At 37.2% G+C, this 20,269-nt stretch carries 15 protein-coding genes; 2 read left to right on the top strand and 13 right to left on the bottom strand.

Annotation, left to right across the window (positions count from 1 at the left end):
* Positions 1–344 precede the first annotated feature (344 nt).
* From rluF to KKI44_RS22030, 5 genes are all read right to left on the bottom strand, one after another.
* The gene (gene rluF / locus KKI44_RS22050) at positions 345–1,067 is read right to left on the bottom strand and encodes a 23S rRNA pseudouridine(2604) synthase RluF (RefSeq protein ID WP_214589160.1); all 723 of its coding nucleotides are present in this window, start codon (positions 1,065–1,067) and stop codon (positions 345–347) included.
* Positions 1,068–1,108: 41 nt separating this feature from the next.
* The gene (gene truB / locus KKI44_RS22045) at positions 1,109–1,807 is read right to left on the bottom strand and encodes a tRNA pseudouridine(55) synthase TruB (protein WP_214589159.1); all 699 of its coding nucleotides are present in this window, start codon (positions 1,805–1,807) and stop codon (positions 1,109–1,111) included.
* A gap of 391 nt (positions 1,808–2,198) precedes the next feature.
* Positions 2,199–3,017: an undecaprenyl-diphosphate phosphatase gene (locus tag KKI44_RS22040; protein ID WP_214589158.1), complete on the bottom strand. Its 819-nt coding sequence runs from the start codon at positions 3,015–3,017 to the stop codon at positions 2,199–2,201.
* An 89-nt stretch (positions 3,018–3,106) separates the two neighbouring features.
* Positions 3,107–3,406: a DUF3098 domain-containing protein gene (locus KKI44_RS22035; RefSeq protein ID WP_214589157.1), complete on the bottom strand. Its 300-nt coding sequence runs from the start codon at positions 3,404–3,406 to the stop codon at positions 3,107–3,109.
* 2 nt (positions 3,407–3,408) lie between these two features.
* Positions 3,409–4,308 (bottom strand): cell division protein FtsX, encoded by a 900-nt coding sequence (locus tag KKI44_RS22030; RefSeq protein ID WP_214589156.1) that lies wholly within the window; start codon positions 4,306–4,308, stop codon positions 3,409–3,411.
* Positions 4,309–4,399: 91 nt separating this feature from the next.
* Here KKI44_RS22030 and rsmA point away from each other — a divergent pair, with 91 nt between their 5' ends.
* Positions 4,400–5,170 (top strand): 16S rRNA (adenine(1518)-N(6)/adenine(1519)-N(6))-dimethyltransferase RsmA, encoded by a 771-nt coding sequence (gene rsmA / locus KKI44_RS22025; RefSeq protein WP_214589155.1) that lies wholly within the window; start codon positions 4,400–4,402, stop codon positions 5,168–5,170.
* Positions 5,171–5,263: 93 nt separating this feature from the next.
* On the opposite strand, the gene KKI44_RS22020 is transcribed toward rsmA, so the two are convergent.
* From KKI44_RS22020 to KKI44_RS21985, 8 genes are all read right to left on the bottom strand, one after another.
* A complete protein-coding gene (locus KKI44_RS22020) occupies positions 5,264–7,636 on the bottom strand; it encodes a choice-of-anchor L domain-containing protein (RefSeq protein ID WP_214589154.1) in 2,373 nt (790 codons plus the stop codon).
* Positions 7,637–7,755: 119 nt separating this feature from the next.
* The gene (locus KKI44_RS22015; RefSeq protein ID WP_214589153.1) at positions 7,756–11,361 is read right to left on the bottom strand and encodes a choice-of-anchor L domain-containing protein; all 3,606 of its coding nucleotides are present in this window, start codon (positions 11,359–11,361) and stop codon (positions 7,756–7,758) included.
* Positions 11,362–11,606: 245 nt separating this feature from the next.
* A complete protein-coding gene (locus KKI44_RS22010) occupies positions 11,607–13,967 on the bottom strand; it encodes a choice-of-anchor L domain-containing protein (protein WP_214589152.1) in 2,361 nt (786 codons plus the stop codon).
* 200 nt (positions 13,968–14,167) lie between these two features.
* The gene (locus KKI44_RS22005) at positions 14,168–14,719 is read right to left on the bottom strand and encodes a DUF1003 domain-containing protein (protein ID WP_087708064.1); all 552 of its coding nucleotides are present in this window, start codon (positions 14,717–14,719) and stop codon (positions 14,168–14,170) included.
* A gap of 12 nt (positions 14,720–14,731) precedes the next feature.
* On the bottom strand, positions 14,732–15,502 hold the full coding sequence (locus KKI44_RS22000; protein WP_410492757.1) for a TIGR02757 family protein: 771 nt from the start codon (positions 15,500–15,502) through the stop codon (positions 14,732–14,734).
* A 5-nt stretch (positions 15,503–15,507) separates the two neighbouring features.
* Positions 15,508–16,422, bottom strand: a complete 915-nt coding sequence (locus KKI44_RS21995; protein WP_214589151.1) for a ribonuclease Z — start codon at positions 16,420–16,422, stop codon at positions 15,508–15,510.
* A gap of 145 nt (positions 16,423–16,567) precedes the next feature.
* Positions 16,568–17,143 (bottom strand): RdgB/HAM1 family non-canonical purine NTP pyrophosphatase, encoded by a 576-nt coding sequence (gene rdgB / locus KKI44_RS21990; RefSeq protein WP_410492756.1) that lies wholly within the window; start codon positions 17,141–17,143, stop codon positions 16,568–16,570.
* Positions 17,144–17,260: 117 nt separating this feature from the next.
* Complete coding sequence (locus tag KKI44_RS21985) at positions 17,261–18,091, bottom strand: CPBP family intramembrane glutamic endopeptidase (protein WP_214589150.1); 831 nt, start codon at positions 18,089–18,091, stop codon at positions 17,261–17,263.
* A gap of 378 nt (positions 18,092–18,469) precedes the next feature.
* On the opposite strand from KKI44_RS21985, the gene KKI44_RS21980 reads away from it, so the two are divergent.
* Positions 18,470–19,648 (top strand): MFS transporter, encoded by a 1,179-nt coding sequence (locus tag KKI44_RS21980; RefSeq protein WP_214589149.1) that lies wholly within the window; start codon positions 18,470–18,472, stop codon positions 19,646–19,648.
* Positions 19,649–20,269: the final 621 nt, after the last annotated feature.

The following is a 20,269-nucleotide window of genomic DNA, read 5'->3' as shown; positions in this document are numbered from 1 at the left end:
GTTTAAGACTTATCCCGAACTCAGTTAATTAATTTAAATTTATCAATTAAATCTGCGCGATCTGTAAAATCCGCGGGAGATAAAAAAACTTTTTGAGATTCCTCCTGTGTCAGAATGACAATGCAGCTTTAATTTTTTTGTCAAAATATTTTTTTAACAATCATTCATTGTTTTAACTATTATAGGAAGTATTCGCAATGTCACCCTCAGCTTGTCGAAGGGTTTTCTTTAAAGTTAATTTTTTTAGACTTTGCTTAGATCCTTTCAGGATTACAAAAAAGCTGTAAATACATCTGAGAAAAGTTTAAAAAAAAGAGATGTCCAATCCGGCATCTCTAATATCTTTAATCGTATGTTTTACTGGAACCTTTAACCAGTTTTTGTAAGGCAGAAAGTTCCTCATCCGTAAGATCTCTCCATTTCCCGATAGGAAGATCGAGTTTGATATTTAAAACCCTGATCCGTTTCAGCTTCTTTACTTCGTAGCCTAAATATTCGCACATTCTTCGGATCTGTCGGTTCAGACCTTGTGTAAGGACGATACGAAAATTCATTTCATCAATTTTTTCGACCTCACATTTTTTAGTAACGGTATCCAAAATCGGAACACCGTTTCGCATTTTATCCAGAAATTTGGGCGTAATCGGCTTATCGACTCTTACAATATATTCTTTTCCGTGGTTGTTTCGGGATCTTAGAATTTTATTTACAATATCGCCATCGCTGGTTAAAAGAATCAATCCTTCGCTCGGTTTATCCAGTCTTCCGATTGGGAAAATTCTTTTAGGATGATTAATATAATCGATGATATTATTTTTCTCACGTTTTGTATCAGTGGTACAAACAATTCCTACAGGTTTATTAAAGGCAATATAAACATGGTTTTCTTCCGGCTCGCGGATTGGTTTTCCGTCTACTTCAATCACGTCTTCATCGGAAACTTTTGTTCCCATTTCAGGAACTTTACCGTTAATGGTGATTCTTCCTTCCTCCAAAAGTTTGTCTGCCGCTCTTCTCGAACAGTATCCTACTTCAGATAAATATTTGTTAATTCTTGTTTTTTCCATACTATTTTTCAGACTGTATTCATCAATAAAGAAATTTCTTTTTATGATTCGTTAAATCTAAAATCATTTTCCAAAAAGTCGGACGTGGCATCTTCAATTTTGTATTCTCCGATCTTTGTCCGTCTCAATTGTGTTAAATACGCTCCGACACTTAATTCCTGTCCGATATCGTGAGCTAAACTGCGAATGTAAGTCCCTTTCGAGCAACCCACCGTAAAACTTACGAGCGGAAAATCAATCTTTACATCATCAATATAAAAAATTGTGGTTTTACGGGATTTCATTTCCACCTCCTCTCCTGCTCTGGCATGATCATACGCTCTTTTTCCCTCAATTTTTATTGCCGAAAAAACAGGCGGAGTCTGATCTATTTCTCCGACAAATTTTTCCAATGCCGTTTTTATCTGCTCTTCTGAAATCTGCGAAATATCCTGATGCAGAATTTCGGGTTTTTCAGTATCGTATGATTCGGTCTGAACGCCTATTTTTATTTCGGTCCAGTATTCTTTTGGGGCATCCTGAATTTCGGGAATTTTCTTGGTGAATTTACCACAGCAGACAATCAATAATCCTGTTGCACGCGGATCTAAGGTTCCTGCGTGACCAATTTTGAATTTCTTAGGTAAATCAAACTCTCTTTTGAGTTTGTATTTCATTTTATTGACCGCCTGAAAAGAAGTCCAGTCCAATGGTTTGTCTAATAAAAATATATGTCCAGATTGTAGATCTTCAGCGGTCATTTGTTTTTTCCTATTTCATTAATTTCGTCAATTCCTTTATTATCTATTTTATTTTTATTTACCCACAACATGTATATGATAAGTAAACAACAAAAAAATAAATTTTCAGGCTCATAAATAAAGTGTGTTGGGTACACAGAAAATGAATAATATAATATAAAGGGTAAAAGCAACAATATAAAAGTATTTATTAAAACAATTACATTTCGCTTCTTATTAAATAATTTAATGCAAACAATTAGAGATAATATGGATAAAATTAACAAATAAATCAAGTTTAAAGTTTTAATTTCATTCATCATTCCTAAAATTAGAAATAATGTTGTTATTATAAAAAAAACAACAGAAACTCTATGCAATAATTTACTCCTAAAAACTCTTTCGTCCATTCTTATTTAAAGAAATAAAAATAAATCAGTAAAGCAACCCCAACGAAAATACGATACCAACCCCAAGGTTTGAAACCATATTTATTCAAAACTCCGATGAATGCTTTGATGGCGATTAATGCAACGATAAATGCAACAACATTTCCTACGATGAAAATCATGATGTGATCCTGAGATTCCATAATCATTTCATAACCTTTCTGCGGATTGGGCGTTTCTTTCCCCCATGTTTTTACAAAAACCGAATATACCGTTACCGCCAACATGGTAGGAACCGCCAAAAAGAATGAAAATTCTGCCGCTGCTTTTCTTGTCAGTCCCTGTGTCATACCTCCGATAATGGAAGCTGCACTTCTGCTCGTTCCCGGCATCATTGCCAGACACTGCCAAAAACCAATGGTTACTGCTTTTTTTATGGTAATGCCTTTTTCATCATCAATTTTTGGATTTTTGAACCACGTATCGGCAAACAGCAAGACTACTCCACCAAGAACCAAAACGGAGGAAATAGCGATCTGATTTCCTAAAACCGCTTCAATCTTATCATCAAATAAATACCCTAAAACCAAAGCCGGAACTACTGCAAAAGCCAGTTTAAAATAAAACTGCAAATTTTTCAGATCAAAAAACTTTTTCCAGTATGCCACAACCACAGAAAGAATGGCTCCAAACTGTATGGAAACCTGAAACATCTTTAGAAATTCGGTTTCTTCCAGCCCCAGCAAATTGGCGGTGAAGCCCATGTGTGCGGTTGATGAAATGGGCAGATATTCTGTTAAGCCTTCGATGATCGCAATAATGATTGCTTTGATTAAATCCATAATTTATACAAAATTAAAAGATTAAGAAACCGAGAGATTTAGACTGAGCTAAATTTCCGAATTTCTTAATCTTCAAATACAATTTATTTTTACTTTCTTTTTAAAATCGCATATACTTCGATACAAAAACCGATAACCACAAATAATGGTGCAATTCTGATTCTTCGGATAGAAAAAATACCATCGTTCCATGAATTCGGATCATATTTTCCGTCCACAGTATTGGCATCGGCTCCCATCATCAAAAGAAAGCCAACTACGATAAATGCGAAACCGATAAGCATCCATTTAAAGTTTTCTTTTCCAAAATAAAAGGAATTTTCTTTTGGAGCTTCGGTTGTTTCTTTTCCGAAGTTGTCTGCGGAAAATTTATTTGTTTTTTTGCTCATTTTTAAGAGTAATATAAGTCGTCAACGTTTGATCTTAAGAATCTCCAGGTAGCCACTACTGTACTTAAAACCGTAATAAAAATTCCCACTCCAAATACCATCAGAATCAGCCAGAAATACTGGTTATTGTCCTGTACAAATGCAGATCCGATCTGGCTTGTAAAGTAATACCATGCTCCGAAAAGCACTAAAAGTCCGATTGCAGATCCTATGGCTCCTAAAACCACCGCTTCAATAATGAATGGCTTCAGGATAAATCTTCTTTTCGCTCCTACAAGCTGCATGGTTTTAATAATAAATCTTTTGGAGAATATTTTCAGACGGATGGAATTGTTAATTAATACAACCGCAAGAATTAAAAACAGAATGGAAAAACCTAAGATCCATTTCAGAATTCTGCTCAGGTTATTGTAAACATCAACCATCAGAGTACTGTCGTTCTTTACATCAATAATTCCGGGAACAGCTTTAATGGCTTTAATGGCCTGATCGATCTTTGCAGGATCTACATATTCCGGTTTTAAGGCGATTTCTACAGATGAAGGAAAAATATTTTCTTCGAAAAGCGCATCCGTATCAATTCCCATTGCTTTTTTCGCTTCTTTGGAAGCCATTTCTCTGGTGATGTACGTTGCTTTCTTTACCGGAGCCAGTGTCTGAATTTCTTTGAAAACCTCAGCTTCCATTTTCGCAATCTTTACAGAATCTTTTGCCTCATAGTTTTCATCAAAGTAAGCATTTACAACAAGTTGCTCCTTGATATAGTCGGAATATTTCTGGGCATTGATTAAAATAAGTCCCATTAATCCTAACAAAAATAACACTAAGGCAATACTTATTACTACTGTAATATTGCTAGACCTAAGCCTTTTCTTATTAAATTCATCTACAGATTTAGCCATTAATATTAAAATTTTTGGCTAAAATAGAAAAAATCTTCCGAAATTTGGGACGAAAAAGAGAAAATCACTGTTAATAAAATCATAAAAAACATTGAGTGTAAAAGCAAAAAAGCATCTTGGTCAGCACTTTCTGACAGATGAAAACATCGCAAGAAAAATCGTGGAAGGTCTGAGTTTTGAGGGCTACAATAAGGTAATGGAAGTGGGTCCCGGAATGGGAGTTCTCACCAAATATCTTATTGAAAAAGAACAGAATATTTACCTTGCGGAAATCGACAAAGAATCTATAGAATACTTAAAGCAAAACTATTCTAAAATAACCGAAGAAACTTTTGTGGGAGATTTTCTGAAGCAGGATTTTCGGTTTACCAACGGAGAACAGATTGCCATTATCGGAAATTTTCCTTACAACATTTCTTCCCAGATCTTGTTCCAGATTATCGATCATTATGAGCTGATTCCTGAAATGGTGGGAATGTTTCAGAAAGAAGTAGCGGAAAGAACAGCAGCCGTCCCAAGAACAAAAGATTACGGAATTCTCTCTGTCCTGATTCAGGCTTATTATGACACTTCGTACTTGTTTACGGTTCATGAAAATGTCTTTAATCCGCCGCCAAAAGTAAAATCCGGTGTTATCAGAATCACCCGAAACCCGAAAGAAGGATTAGCCGGAAATGAGGTTTTATTCAAACAGATCGTAAAGGCAGGTTTTAACCAGAGAAGAAAAAAGCTGTCGAATGCGCTGAAAATTTTAAATATTCCGGAAGCTTTAAAAACACATGAATTTATGGATAAAAGAGCGGAAGAACTCAGCGTAGCAGATTTCATTTCATTTACACAGCTCTGGAAAGAAAGTGTGTAGTAAAAAAGTTAAGAAGAGCAATAACTTAATTTATCCTAAAAAAAGCCCCTCAATTTCTTGAAGGGCTTTCATTTTGCATTATCGATTGATTTTTTATTCTCTGTTTTTCAACATAATCCAGCCAGACTGGGTCATGCTTGTTTTTGATTTCGGATACTGGAAGTTAAATTTATACCAGTATGTTGCAGTTGGTAGCTTTTTACCTCCTAAAGTTCCGTTCCAGATTGGGCGTTCTTTCGAGAATCTGAATAATTCTGATCCATATCTGTCATACACTGAACCTGTGAAGTTATTAAAGTTTCCAAGCGCTGTAAGATCCAATGTATCATTAACACCATCCTGATTTGGAGTAATTATATTTGCAATATTCAATGTGAAGAATTCTAACGCACCTACACAATGTGTACCCACTGTTCTTACCTGAATATCATAATGTGTATTATTTATAAGCCCTGTAAATACATTAGACTGCTGCCATGAAATACCGCCATCCACAGAATATTCTGCCGTTTGAGGGATGTTATTAATCATTGGAACCTGCGCAGTAATTGTTAACGTATTGTTGCTGTAATCAACATTCGAAACAAATGGTGAAGCTGCCGCCATTACTTTTGCAGTGAAAGTCTGCTGGCAAAATCCATTCTTAATGGTTACGGAATAAATACCCCACTGATCTACTTCTATAGTTCTTGTGGTTGCACCCGTACTCCATAAATAAGTGTAATTTGGTCCCGCTCCTGCGTCTAAAGTTACCCTGTCTCCCTGACACATTTCCACATCTCTCAATGAAGAACTGATTTCCGGAACAACCTCAACGGTAACTTTTGCAGGCTGTAAAGATTTACATCCTTTTGTTCCCAATGCATATACAGAGAAAGTAGTTGTATTGTAAACTGTTGCACTTTGCGTATTGCCTGTTCCTGAGAAGTTTGCCCATTGATAAGTTACTCCACCTGTGGCAGTAAGATCAACTACTGTTCCCGGGCAGACTTTAATTTTGGATGCCACAAGATTTGCAACAGGAGTAGTTTCTTTTGATAAGGTTAATTTAACCATCTTACTACAGAACCCGCCATTTGATACTACAACATAGAGAATCTGTCCGTCATTACCATTATAATGAAGAATATCCTGAATATAGTTGTTGTTCTGAGCAATTGCATCTGCCTGATTTACATAAAAATGAAATACCGCGCCCGGCGTTGTACTGATTGATGCCATAGAGTTGGTAAGATCAAACCAGGTGACATCCGGAGTTGTACAGAGCAGCAATGTCGCATCTACTGCGGCGGGTGTTGTTCCTCCGTTAATCTTAATATTGGCTTTACCCGGACAAGGACTTCCCGGGAATGAAACCTGAATTTCATAATTCCCCGGCTGTGTTGCTGTAATGGTAGGAGAAGTAGCTCCCGGAATAGCAACTCCGTTGAAGAACCACTGATACGTCATATTCGGATCACTAACCGATGCTGTGATAACCTGAGGAACATTGTCGCATACATTAATTTCCTCCGGCAATGTTGCTCCGGAAGGATCTAATAATTCTACTCCAATGTTGAAAGATCCACCATCTAAAAATACAGCAGAATCATAGCTGCTGTCAATAGCATCTGCCAAAACCATTTTAAAGTGGTACGCCTGTCCAGGAACCACTGTAGCGGTCGCCTGTAAAGGAACCGTTCTTCCGTTAAAGTTAGTTTCTATATTAGCCGTGTTATATCCTCCAAAAAATGCAACGTTTGGCGCGCCGCATCCCATATTGGTTCCCGCAAAACTATTTTGTGGGTGAATATTGGTTACACTCACCGGTCCTGTTCCCGGAGCCGGTAATACAGCCATGTTGACATAAGGTCCGCCGGATACAGGTTTTAATAATAAAGCAAATGCATCTGAGAAACTACAAGGGAAAGTTCCTGTATATTCTTCGGAAGCAAAAAGATAATTAAACTTTACCTGACTGGAAGTAGGTACAAAGTCAAACTCTAGAATAACGGCATCATTAAGTGTTGCAGAAGGATTCGTTGCTGCAACAAGATCCGGATCACTACCCGTCGGCAAATCATCTCCTAAAGTAGAGCTAATATAGCTGTTTCCGGCTTTTTGAGCATATCCTGTAGAAAGAACAATACCATCCTTGAAAGGAAAGCTGGTTGTTCCTCTGTTGAAATATCCCCAGGATCTGTTTGCATTTGTTGCCGGGAGATTCGGACTCACCTGCACGTTGGAAACGTTGGGTGTAACACAAGAATTGGTTCCTGATGAAATCAGCACATCTTTTACCAGCTGCAAAGGGGTATAAGCTGACGCAGGATATGTAGGAGCATTCACATCAATAAAAGCACCCGCTTTCATTGTAAGAGAGGAAGCCTTTTCTTGCTGAGGCTTTCTGTTTGTATTTTTTTGTGAATAAAAGAGACTCGATGAGGAGACCGCAAATAAAGAAAACAATAGTAGATATCTCTTCATAATAATTTTGTTTTAACAAATTTAACTTTTTTTTGAATATACCACACACATATTTGGCATTTTTATATAAAAAAAGCAAAAAAACCTCCCGGTTGGGAGGTTTTCAATTTAAATATCTTTTAATTTCTGTTTTTCAGCAAAATCCATCCGCTTCTCAGCTCAAGTTTTTTACTGGCAGGATTTTCCCATTGTACTCTGTACCAATAAGTAGCAGTCGGAAGCACCAGACTTCCTCTCAACATTCCGTTCCAGAAAGTCTGGTTTTTGGAAGCTTTAAATACTTCCTGTCCGTATCTGTCGAAAATGGAAGCTGCAAAATTGTTATAATTGCTGATTCCTGTAAAATCTACAATATCATTTTTTCCATCAGAATTTGGTGTAATGGCATTGATTATAACAAATGTAAAGAACGATATGGAAGTGCTGCATTTCGCATCTTTTACCTTTACCAGAAGATTATAATTGGCATTATCCAGTATATTGTAGAAAATATTTGAGGTCTGCCAGCTAAAACCATTATCTGCAGAATACTCCAGAGTTCCGCCTGTCGGGTTTGTCGTAGACAATGTTAAAACATGGTTCTCGTAAGAAATATTTGTGAATTGTGGTAATACCGGATTAATCAGCTGTGCAGAAAATACTTTAGAACAAACTCCATTACTTATCGTTACCGTATAAGTTCCCGGTGTACTTACGGAGATCGTTTGTGTTGTTGCTCCGGTATTCCATACATACGTATAATTTGTTCCTGCACCTGCATCTAAAATTCCTGAATCTCCGGCGCAAACATTAACATCTTTAAGAGTAGAGACAATTGCCGGTACAACCTGAATGGTAATTGAAGTAGGATTAGCCACTTTACATCCGTTTCCTCCTAACGCAAAAACAGAATAAGTAGTCGTGGATGTTGGAGATACAATTTGTGTACTTCCGTTACCCGGTAAACCTACCCATTCGTAAGTAACGCCGCCGGTTGCTGTTAAAGTTACAGATTCACCCGCGCATATTTTCATTTGAGAAGCAGTTAAAACTGCTACAGGAGGAGCCACGATTATTGTAATGGTAGCTGGAGTCGCTGAAACACATCCATTAGCACCCACAGCAAAAACGGTGTAAGTAGTTGTAGAAGTAGGCGAAACTACCTGTGTATTTCCATTTCCTGTAAGTCCTGTCCAGTTATAGGTTGCACCGCCAGAAGCCGTTAAAGTAACAGACTCTCCGGAACATATCTGTAATGCCGTAGAAGTTACAGTTGTTACAGGAGCTGTTGTATTTTGTGTTACCGTAACATTTGCTGTATAAGTACAATTTAAATTTCCTGGCTGGTTGACGTTAGTTACCGTTAAAGTATATACTCCACCCGCGTTTACCACCGGAGTTAATGTATTAGCTCCAGAAACAATATTTCCACCGCCTGTTGCGGTCCATGTAATCGTAGAACCTGCAGGGATTACAGAAGACGAAGCATTCAATGTAATCTGAGGTGTGGTACAGGTAATCTGCTGAGGCGGATTAATGGTTAAAGTGGTCTGAGGCGTAGATAAAAGCTGTAAGGTTACTACATTCTTACATCCTCCGTTCGTCACCAGAACATATATCGTCTGTCCTCCTGCACTGTTAAAAGACGCAGGATTTGCAATGGTATTCGTATTTCCGGCATTGGCGTCTGCAGCATTCAGATAATAAGCAAAGGTAACCCCTGTTGCTGTCGTAATCTGAGGTTGTGCCTCTGTTAAATTATAATTAATTCCTCCGTTCTGATAACATTTTAATAAAGTTGCATTCTGAACGGTAATAGGCTGAGTCACCTGTATCGTAATCGTTGCAGGAGTAGCAGAAACGCATCCGTTCGCACCTACTGCAGTTACCGTATAAGTTGTGGTAGTTGTAGGAGAAACAGTTTGTGTAGCTCCGTTTCCGGGAAGACCTACCCAATTGTAGGTAGCTCCACCAGAAGCCGTTAAAGTTACCGATTCTCCTGAACAGATTAAAACTTTTGAAGCTGTTAATCCTGTGGTTGGCGGTGCACTGTCTCCTGTAACCGTCACATTTGCGGTTCCTGTACAGGTAAGATTTCCCGGCTGATAAATATTAGAAATAGTTAAAGTATACGTTCCCGCTGTATTTACAACAGGATTTAAGGTATTTGCTCCTGAAACAATATTTCCGTTGGTAGTTGTCCAGCTGAAAGTGGAGCCTGTAGGATATACTGAACTCGAAGCATTTAACGTAACTTGTGAATTCGTACATGTTAAAACTCCCGGTGTGGCAATCGTTGCTGTAATCTGAGGAGCTTTTATCAATTGTAATTCGGCAACTTTGGAACAAAAACCATTTTTAACCGAAACATAAACAGTCTGTCCCGGACTTGAAAACGCAGTTGGTGTTGCTATTGTATTTCCGTTTCCGGCAACTGCATCTGCCTGATTTACATAATAAGCAAATGTAGCTCCCGGTGTTGTACTGATTGAAGACTGCGCCGATGTTAAGTTGAAAGTAGCATTCCCCTGCGTATAACAGGAAGTAAGTGTTGAATTCTGAACCGTCGGCGAAGTTCCTCCGACAACAGTAATAGAAGCCGTTCCCGGACAGGTATTTCCGGGTAAAAATACCTGAACAGAATATACTCCCGGCTGTGTAGCCGTATAGGAAGCATTTGTCGCTCCCGGAATTGGATTTGTTCCCAGATACCACTGATAAGTAGCTCCGCCTCCCTGAACCGAAGCCGTAAATGTCTGCGGAGCGTTATCACAAACGTTGATGGATGAAGGAAGTGAAACTCCGGCAGGATTTAACAGCTGTACCCCAATGTCGAAAGATCCTGCTTCAAGAAATACCGCAGAATCGAAATTAGCATCCTGATAATCTGCCAAAACCATTTTAAAATGATAAGTCTGTCCCGGAATTACCGTTGCTGTTGCCGTTAACGGAACAGTACGACCGTTAAAATTGGTTTCAATTTGAGGAATATTATATCCTCCAAAATAAGATACGTTTGCAGCTCCACAAGCTAATGGTGCTCCAGTCTGATATTGTGTGGAAGGGTGAATATTGGTCACACTTACAGGTCCTGCTCCTCCCGGTAAAACGGCAAGATTGGTATATGGATCCCCTACTTTTTTCAATAAAAGTGCAAAACCGTCACTGATAGTACAAGGGAAGTTCGTCTGATATTCTTTTGAAGCAAATAAATATCTGAAACTCACTTTCGTGGAAGCCGGAACAAAATCGAATTCGATATAAGTAGCATCATTAAGCTGATTGTTAGGAACTCCAAGAGCCGCTGCCAAATCTGCATCTCCTCCGGAACCTAAACCGTCACTTAATGTTCCCTGAAGATCATTTCCTGCTTTTCTCGCATATCCTGTCGTAAGAACAATTCCTTTGGCAAAAGGAAAATTAGTGGTTGCTTTATTAAAATATCCCCAGCTTCTGTTTTGGTCTGTCACTGCTAAATTAGGAGAAACAGATACATTGGTTACGTTAGCTGCGGAACACGTAGACCCTCCACTAATGAGCACATCTTTTACCAGTTGTGTTATGCTGTATGCAGACTCTGGATAAGCCGCAGTATTTACATCTATAAAAGCTCCGGCTTTCGTGTTTTCAGGGGTTTGTCTGCTCACAACTCCTTTTCCGTCTCTGCCTTTCTGGGCATTAACGAAACTCCCTACAAAAACCAAAAGCAAAGCCAAAAATAAATTTTTTGTCCTCCTATTTAACATTTTATATTATTTTAAACAAAAATACTATTTTTTTTAATTGAATTTTAATTCGGTGCTAATTACATTATCACTAATACAATTAAATATATCATAAAAAGAGTAATTTCAATTATCTGTAAAACGTAAAAAAGACCAACAAATTGTTGGTCTTTTTTACTATTGATTTAAATTTTTCCGCTCATAGTTTATCAATCTTGTGCATAGTTTTAAGCTGGTTCACAAAGACTGTAACAAATTACGGATAATTATTCGAAATTTTTCAATAAGATCCAGCCTGTCTTTACAACCGGCTTTTTACTTGCGGGATCTTCGAAGCTTACCTGATACCAGTAAGATGAGGTATTCAGTCTTTTGCCTTGGAAATATCCGTCCCAATAAGGCTGTAAGCTGCTTTCCCTGTAAACTTCTTTACCGTAACGGTCGAAAATAGAAGCTTTAAAGTCTTTGTTTTTATTAACGATTCGGAAATCGATGATGTCGTTAATGTTATCTCCGTTTGGCGTAATAACGTTCTGCATTACAAATGTAAAATATTCAAGGAAGCCTACACAGCTTGTTTTCTTCACTCTTACTCTGATGGAGATCACCGTATTTCTAGGCACATTGGTAAATGTATTGGAATTTTGCCATGTTAAACCATTATCAACAGAATATTCCAAAACACCGTTGCTTGGATTACTTGCCGTAATAATCATGGTTCCGTTTTCGTTATAGTTAACATTAATAACTTCCGGAATAACCGCCTGGATAACCTGTGTTGTAAAGACTTTTGAACACACTCCATTAGTAATGGTTACACTGTATGTTCCCGGAGTTCCTACAGAAATCGTCTGAGATTTTGCTCCATTACTCCACAGATATGTATAGTTCGGGCCTGCTCCTGCGTCTAAATTAATAACATCGCCCTGACAGATCATTCCACCGGAAAGTGTTGATTTAATAGCCGGAACAACTTCTATAGTAACGGATGCAGGCTGTAAAGATTTACATCCCTGTGTTCCGATCGCGTAAACAGAATATGTTGTAGTCTGGGTTGGAGAAACCGTTTGTGTAGCTCCGGTTCCCGATAAATTCGTCCATTGATAGGTTGCTCCGTTCGAAGCTGTTAAAGTTGTAGATTCGCCTAAGCAGATTCTTACTTTTGTTGCAGTAAGCTGTGCAACAGGCGTTGCTTCTTTTCTTAAAGTTAAAGTTACCGTTTTGCTACAGAAAGCTCCATTAGAAACCACGACATACAAAACCTGTCCGTCTGTTCCGTTATAACTTGCCATTTGTGCAGCAGTAAGATAATTTCCATTCTGAGCAACAGCATCTGCCTGATTTACATAATAACGAACGATGGCCGTAGTGGAAGTTGTAATCTGCGGCGTTGCATCATTTAAATTAAATGTTGCCAAAGATGGTGTTGTACAAAGTTTTAAAGTAGCATTCTGTGCAGGCGGCGTTGTTCCACCTACAATGGTAACGGTAGCTGTCTGACAATTGGTTCCTCCCACAAATGTTCTTACAACATATACCCCAGGTTCTGTTGCAATGTATGTAGCACTTGTTGCACCCGGTATGGCAACACCGTCTTTGTACCATTGGAAAGTCATTCCCGGAACGGAAGCAATTTGTGCCGTTAAAGTTTGCGGTGTATTATCACACATGTTAACGCTTGTTAATGGATTTCCATTTCCGTCTACAATGGTCATTCCAATATCAAAAGATCCTCCCTGAAGAAAAACCACAGAGTCAAAACTACTGTCGGAAGCATCAGCCAGAACCATTTTAAAATGATACGTCTGTCCCGGAATTACCGTTGCCGTCGCTGTTAAAGGAATTGTTCTTCCATTGAAATTCGTTTCAATATTTGCGGTGTTCATCCCTCCAAAATATGCTTCATTAATAGGTCCGCACGTGAAACCGTTACCTGCAGGAACAATATTGGTAACACTTACAGGTCCCGCTGTTCCCGGTAAAATTGCCATATTGGTATAGGTAGGATCACCTACTTTTTTCAGTAATAAAGCAAAACCATCAGAATAAACTCCACATGGGAAATTAGACGTATATTCTTCCGAAGCAAAAATGTAATTAAATTTTACCTGAGTACTGTTAGGAACGAAGTCAAATTCAATAAAAACAGCATCTTTTAAAGGAGCCAAAGGGTTAATTGCCGTTACAAGATCCGGATCACTTACCGTAGAACCGGGAACAGTATCACTTAATCCGCTTTCCAGAACATTTCCCGCTCTTCTGGCTTTCCCTGTTACGAGAACAACACCGTCCGTAAAAGGAAAAGCGGTAGTTCCTTTATGAAAATATCCCCACGCTCTTTCCGTGTCTGTTGCAGGCTGGTTGGGAGAAACAGTGACGTTGGTAACATTGGCAACAGCACAACTTGAACCGCCTGTAATAAGGATATTTTTAACAAGCTGTTCTATATTATAAGATGATGGCGCATAGGAAGCGACATTAACATCTATAAATGCTCCTGACTTTAAACTCGAATTAGTATGCTTTTCTTTGATTGGTTTTCTTGATGTTTTTTGTGCAAACATAGATCCCGAAACCAGAAGCAACACTAAAAGGAAATAGTAGTTTTTTAATCTATAATTTAACATTTTGTTGTTGTTTGTTCAAAAATACTAAATTATTACTTAAAATCAGAACAAAAAACAAGCATTATACTACAAATAACCTAAAATATTTTAAAATTATAGAAATAACAGATATTCTATCTGAATTAATAAAAAAGACTGATAAAATTATCAGTCTTTTTGTGTGGAATTTTACTATTTCAACAATTTTATCTGTTGATTAACTAATCTTTTTTCAGTTCGTCAATCATATTTTGCAATTCTGAGATCTTATCTTTCAGTGCTTTAATTTCATTTTTGTTGGAACTTACATTGCTTTTCAGCATTACATTTTTGGCGCGCTCGTTATGGTCTTCCTCATCTTCTTCCTCATTAATTTCTTCAATATCTTCCTGAATATCCTCAATATCTTCATTAATTTCTTCGATATCCTCGCTTATTTCCTCAATGTCTTCGCTGATCTCTTCAATATCTTCCTGAATATCTTCAATATCTTCACTGATCTCCTCGATATCTTCCTGAATGTCTTCAATCTTTTCATGACTTTTATTCACCGACATCTGGATGAAAATGGCAAGATAAATTGCTTCTAAAGAAACCACTGTGGTAAGAATCAGCAGCATTTTATCAAATTCTACAATATGAAGAACCGGCAGAAGAAAGGAAATCAAAAAAAACAGGGTATGCGCAATGAGCGACGGAATAGAACCGATCCACCATGTAATTCCGTTGGCAATTCTTTCTAATACTTCAATTTTTTCTTCGTTCTTTTTCATTGCGTTTCAATTTTAAATTAATTCCTTGGTAACTCCTAATCCAAACAGTGCAAAATCATATTTTGCAGGATCTTTTTCATCAAATGTACGGATGATAAGATCTAATTCTTCCACCGTTTTCCAGTCGTTCTGCGTTCTCGTAATCAAACCGAGTTTTCTTGAAATATTTCCGGTATGTACATCCAAAGGAATCGACAGATGTTTCGGATCTGTATTTTCCCAAAGACCAAAATCTACGCCACGCCTGTCGTTACGTACCATCCAGCGCAGAAACATGATAATTCTTTTGGTGGAAGAATTTTTATACGGCGAACTTATGTGTTTGTGCGTTCTGTGCTTTTCCGTTCCCAGAAATTGTGTTCTGAAACGTTCAATCGCATGAGAAAAATTAATCTCAGAATCATTTACCCTGAATAAATCTTCCAGACTTTCATTCTCCGTATAAATTCTGTTAAACTGCTTAATAAAATAAGCAAAATCTTCTCCGTTAAACGTTCTGTGGACACTTTTGCCTTCAAGAAATTTCAAATCCTTTTCTGAATGATTCAAAACAAAATCATAGGGCGAATTTCCCATAATATCGAGCATCTTTTCCGCCGATTTAATGATCGCTTTTCTGTTTCCCCACGAAATTGTCGCCGCCAGAAATCCTGCAATTTCAATATCCTGTTTCAGAGAAAAACGATGCGGAATCTGGATCGGATCATTTTCTATAAATTCAGGATCATTGTATTGGTCTGCCTTTTCATCTAAGAAGATTTTCAGTTCTTCAAACTTCAACATTATTTTTAAATTTTTACAGGTTCCAGTGCTTTCGGTAAGAAAGTATTGGGAAAAACAGTTCTTGCTTCATCGGTAAATACGGTAAGATCTCCATAACGGTTGGAAAAATGTCCTAAGATCAGTTTTCCGACTTCTGCTTTTCTGGCTACCGTTGCGGCTTCCAGAGCAGTTGTATGTCCTGTATAATCTGCCATTTCCTTCAAATCGTGAAGAAATGTAGATTCATGATAAAGCACGGTTACATTTTTAATGATCGGGATTAAACTTTCCAGATATCTTGTATCGCTGCAAAAGGCATAAGATACAGAAGGTGCAGGTTCTACGGTAAGAATTTCATTTTTAAGAACATATCCATCGCTTAAAACAAAATCTTTTCCGGCTTTTATATTGTGATAATCACAGGTTTCTATTTCGCTGTATTTCGCGATTTCCTTCATGTTCAGATGCCTGTCTTTCGGTTTTTCTTTAAACAGATAACCGTTGCAATATATTCTGTGATCCAGAGGAATGGTGTACACTTCTACCCTGTTGTCTTCATAAATTTTCTCTGAATAATCTTTATCCAGTTCATGATAGACCACTTCAAAACCACGGTGTGTTTCTGTAATCGTGAAAATAGTTTCCAGCATTTTCTTAATTCCTTTCGGACCGTAAACATGAAGCGGCGTTTCTCTTCCCAGAAGCCTGAAGGAAGCAATAAGCCCCGGTAAACCAAAACAGTGATCTCCGTGAAGATGAGAAATAAAAATATGATTGATCTTCGAAAATTTCGCTTTGGCTTTTCTCAACTGTACCTGCGTTCCTTCCCCGCAATCGATGAGGAAAGACCGTTCTTCCATCTCCAGAAACTGCGCGGTAGGAGAAGAATTCACCGTAGGAATTGCTGAATTAAAGCCTAATATCGTTAAATAAGTACTCAAATCGATGGTTTATTAAGGTGACAAATGTACGGATTTAGGTTAAGACTAAGATTTAGGCTGAGATTAAAATTACGTAGTGGAAACCAATTTAAATATCTAAATTCCGGTTTCTGTTTTCACCATACATCTTAGCCTCAACCTCAAACTATTCTTTCCCTTTCAGGAAATCCAAAAATAGATCCAAAGCCTGTTTTCTGTGGCTGATTTTATTTTTATCCTGCGGTTCCATTTCTGCAAAAGTCATGTCGTACCCTTCCGGAACGAAGATCGGATCGTAGCCGAACCCTTTGAAACCTTTATTTTCCTTCAATAAATTTCCGTGAACCCTTCCGTCGAAATATTTGGCTCCGTTTTCGTCATAATAGCATAAAACAGTAATGAAATATGCTTTTCTGTTTTCAATACCTTCCATTTCGCTCAAAACTTTTTCGATATTTTTAGCAAAATCATGATTTCCTGCATAACGCGCGGAAAAAATTCCCGGTCTTCCGTCCAGAGATTCTACAACCAGTCCGCTGTCATCGCCCAAACTTGGAATTCCTGTTTTTTCGAAGCAGTATTTTGCCTTAATTAACGCATTGGCATTGAAAGAATCTCCGTCTTCTACGATTTCGTCATGAAGATCGTAATCGGCAAGACTTTTAACGACAAATTCATCTCCTAAAATCTGCTGAATTTCTTCTTTCTTATGTATGTTGTGCGTTGCTACCAGTAATTCCATATTCAATTTCATTTATTTAATTTCTATTTTGTTTAAACCTTAAATCATCATCACAAATAACACCAATGATATTAGTGAAATTAGTGTTTAAAAATTTAGTGTCATTCGTGTTTAGATTTAAATTTCAGAATAATGCACTTTGTATTTTTTCATGAAAAGAAAATAAAACAAGGAGAAAAGTGCAATTCCTATCGTCAATATGATCCATTCCGAAACTTTAAAAGCATCTGCGAAGCTTTCCGTTTTCACATAAGTGATTAATAAGGTGGAACATAAATTATTAAAACCATGCAAAAGCATTGGTAAAAGCAGAGATTTTGTTTTGTAATAGACCAATCCCAGAACGCATCCTAACAGAACCGCTCCCACAAACTGCCACGGATTTCCGTGAACCGCACCGAAGATTACGGAAGCAAAAACAATTGCTATTTTTGGTTCAACACCTTTATTCATCAATCCTTTCTGGATAATTCCCCTGAAAATAATTTCTTCAAAAATAGGCGCACAGATAACGGCAGTAATGATCATCACAACCGGATCATCGGTAAGTTTTTCCATCATCTGGGTAAAAAAATCGTAATATTTCCCGAAAAAAGGTCCCGTTGTAGGAATCTGGGCGGTAATAAATTCTGCAATAAACATCATCCCGATCATCATTGGAAAAATCAGGAGATAAGTAGAAAAATTAGTGGGAGAAAAATTGAAATTCAGCTTCATTCCTGTTGTTCTTCTCACGATGAAAAAATCAAAAAAAGCAATAGCCGTAAGAAATCCTGCGGCATTGGTAATCATAAAAAACCAGTCTCTGTACTGCAGGTTTTCTTTGAAAGTAAACATCCAGAAAACATTAAAAGACGAAACCACCATTGTTCCGAAAAACAATCCTGCCAGTAAAACAAGACCGCCAATCCATGTAAACTTGAAATTCGGATATTTACTTTTTTCCATAGAATCTAAGAATTTATTGAGAAACAAAGATAATTCAAATTATGAGAAAAGAGAATCGCAGAGAAATTTAACCTTAAAATACATTGTTACATTTATGTTTTTTTTAAATGTTTAAATTAATTTCAAAATTAACCGCAAAAGTTGCAAAAGACCATTATTCCGCAATAATTAGAATAATCAAAGTTCTCAAAAGAATAAAAATCGAAGATTTCTAAAACTGTTGTTGCCTTTTTCATTTTTCGTTATTGAATTTGAATAAAATTTCAGCTTATCTTTTATAACTTTTGCGGTTAAATAAAAAAAAGTTAAAAAGATTTTAAGTTAAATTTCTCTGTCAGACTGTTTTAATGAAGTAACTTTGCAGCTTAATATTTTCACATGCAGAGTTTGGTAAAAAAGTCGGAGAATGTTAATCTGTCTTTAATCAGTTATGTAAGTTTTACCTTTATAGGGTACTTCATTATCGGATTATCGCTTTCGGTACTTCCTATTTTTATTAATAAAAGTCTTGGATTCAGTCTGGTAATTGCAGGTTTGGTCATCAGTCTGCAATATGTTTCTACATTTTTCCTGAGAGCTTATTCCGGAAAAATCATTGACGGAAAAGGTCCGAAACCAGCCGTTTTATTCAGTATGATCAGTTTTTCGCTGACCGGAATTTTCCTGATCATAGCTTATTATTTTAAATTTTCTCCTTGGTTAAGTTTAACATTTTTGGTCATCACGCGTCTTCTTACAGGCTGTGCGGAAGGAATGATCGGTGCAAGTCCGATTAACTGGGCAATTATGGCAGTCGGAGAAAAACATACGGCAAAAATTATTTCCTACAACGGAGTTGCCTGTTACGGCGCATTGGCAATCGGAGCTTCTCTGGGTGTAACGATTGAGCATGAATTCAGCTTATACGGAATCGGAATTTTTTCGATTATTCTTGGAATTTTAGGGTTTCTTTTTGCAAAAACGAAAGACAATAAAACCAATACAAATATAAAGGAATCGCAGTCTTTCTGGAAAGTTTTGGGAAAAGTGGCTCCTTTCGGCGTTTGTCTGGCTTTAGGAGGACTTGGTTTTGCGAGTATTTCTACTTTTATCACTTTATATTACAACTATTTTCACTGGAATAACGGCGCTTTATGTCTGAGTGTTTTCGGGGTACTGTTTGTTGCAGGAAGACTCGTTTTCAATAATGTAATCAATAATTACGGAGGAATTAAAGTCGCCGTTATCTGTCTTTTGGTAGAAACTATCGGGCTTTTAATTATTTCGTTTGCCACGAATTCACAAATGGCTCTTGTAGGAGCCGGCGTTACAGGGCTTGGGTTTTCATTAATTTTTCCGGCTTTGGGTGTTGTGGCGATTAAAAGCGTGCCTTCATCCAATCAGGGTTCCGCTTTGGCGGGATATGGTCTTTTTATTGATCTTTCTCTTGGTGTTGCAGGACCGCTGATTGGCGGAATTGCCGATCTTTACGGGATGAGCTATATTTTCCCTTTCAGTGCGGCGATGGTTTTTGTGGGATTGGGACTGGCTTATTTACTTAAGTTTAAACACAAATAGATCTTTTAAACACGAATAACACAAATGGTTTTCACAAATTCCACGAATTTGATTTTTTTTTAGCCTATTTTTAGTTTGGCAAAAACAAACAAAAAAAGTTGTTTAAAGTAAAACGGCAGAAAACTCTATGGAGTTTTATCTGTGTAGAAATCATATTAACCGTACGTTCGGCGTTCCGTAGGAACGCTATCTTTAAAAAATTTATCATATTTATAGATATCAATCCTACGGATTGATTTGCGGATTTATTCTTATTTTTACACATTCTGCTCCTAAAGGAGCAACCTCTCTTACTTCAAACAACTTCAAAATAAAAAATCAAAGATTTTTAAACTAATGTCTCCTGTTACGTATAAAGAATTTCATCCTAAGTTGATTCTGTTTAAACTTTTTATTTAACAGCAAAAGGGACAAAAGATGACTAGACTTTTATTTAAAGTTGATCATTATAAATGAAAAAGTTCGCAATAGTTTTTAAAAATCTTTGATTTTTATTCTTTTGATTGCTTTGATTATTCTTGAAATTCGCTTTCCCATTGTCTTTTGTGTCTTTTGTGGTTAATTCTGAAATTAGTTCAAACAAATTTGTTACGAATGTGTTATAATCTTTTGTGAGTTTTC

The organism is Chryseobacterium sp. ZHDP1 (assembly GCF_018603435.1).
Lineage (GTDB): Bacteria > Bacteroidota > Bacteroidia > Flavobacteriales > Weeksellaceae > Chryseobacterium > Chryseobacterium indicum.
Note: the sequence above shows the minus strand (reverse complement) of the source record. Positions and strands in the feature narration are given on the sequence as shown.

Coding starts and splice junctions, on each gene's coding strand:
- KKI44_RS22010 (WP_214589152.1), bottom strand. CDS start 13,967: ATGTTAAATTATAGATTAAAAAACTACTATTTCCTTTTAGTGTTGCTT.
- KKI44_RS22000 (WP_410492757.1), bottom strand. CDS start 15,502: ATGTTGAAGTTTGAAGAACTGAAAATCTTCTTAGATGAAAAGGCAGAC.
- KKI44_RS22030 (WP_214589156.1), bottom strand. CDS start 4,308: ATGGCTAAATCTGTAGATGAATTTAATAAGAAAAGGCTTAGGTCTAGC.
- KKI44_RS21985 (WP_214589150.1), bottom strand. CDS start 18,091: ATGGAAAAAAGTAAATATCCGAATTTCAAGTTTACATGGATTGGCGGT.
- KKI44_RS22020 (WP_214589154.1), bottom strand. CDS start 7,636: ATGAAGAGATATCTACTATTGTTTTCTTTATTTGCGGTCTCCTCATCG.
- truB (WP_214589159.1), bottom strand. CDS start 1,807: ATGACCGCTGAAGATCTACAATCTGGACATATATTTTTATTAGACAAA.
- KKI44_RS21980 (WP_214589149.1), top strand. CDS start 18,470: ATGCAGAGTTTGGTAAAAAAGTCGGAGAATGTTAATCTGTCTTTAATC.
- rdgB (WP_410492756.1), bottom strand. CDS start 17,143: ATGGAATTACTGGTAGCAACGCACAACATACATAAGAAAGAAGAAATT.
- rluF (WP_214589160.1), bottom strand. CDS start 1,067: ATGGAAAAAACAAGAATTAACAAATATTTATCTGAAGTAGGATACTGT.
- KKI44_RS22015 (WP_214589153.1), bottom strand. CDS start 11,361: ATGTTAAATAGGAGGACAAAAAATTTATTTTTGGCTTTGCTTTTGGTT.
- KKI44_RS22005 (WP_087708064.1), bottom strand. CDS start 14,719: ATGAAAAAGAACGAAGAAAAAATTGAAGTATTAGAAAGAATTGCCAAC.
- KKI44_RS22035 (WP_214589157.1), bottom strand. CDS start 3,406: ATGAGCAAAAAAACAAATAAATTTTCCGCAGACAACTTCGGAAAAGAA.
- KKI44_RS22040 (WP_214589158.1), bottom strand. CDS start 3,017: ATGGATTTAATCAAAGCAATCATTATTGCGATCATCGAAGGCTTAACA.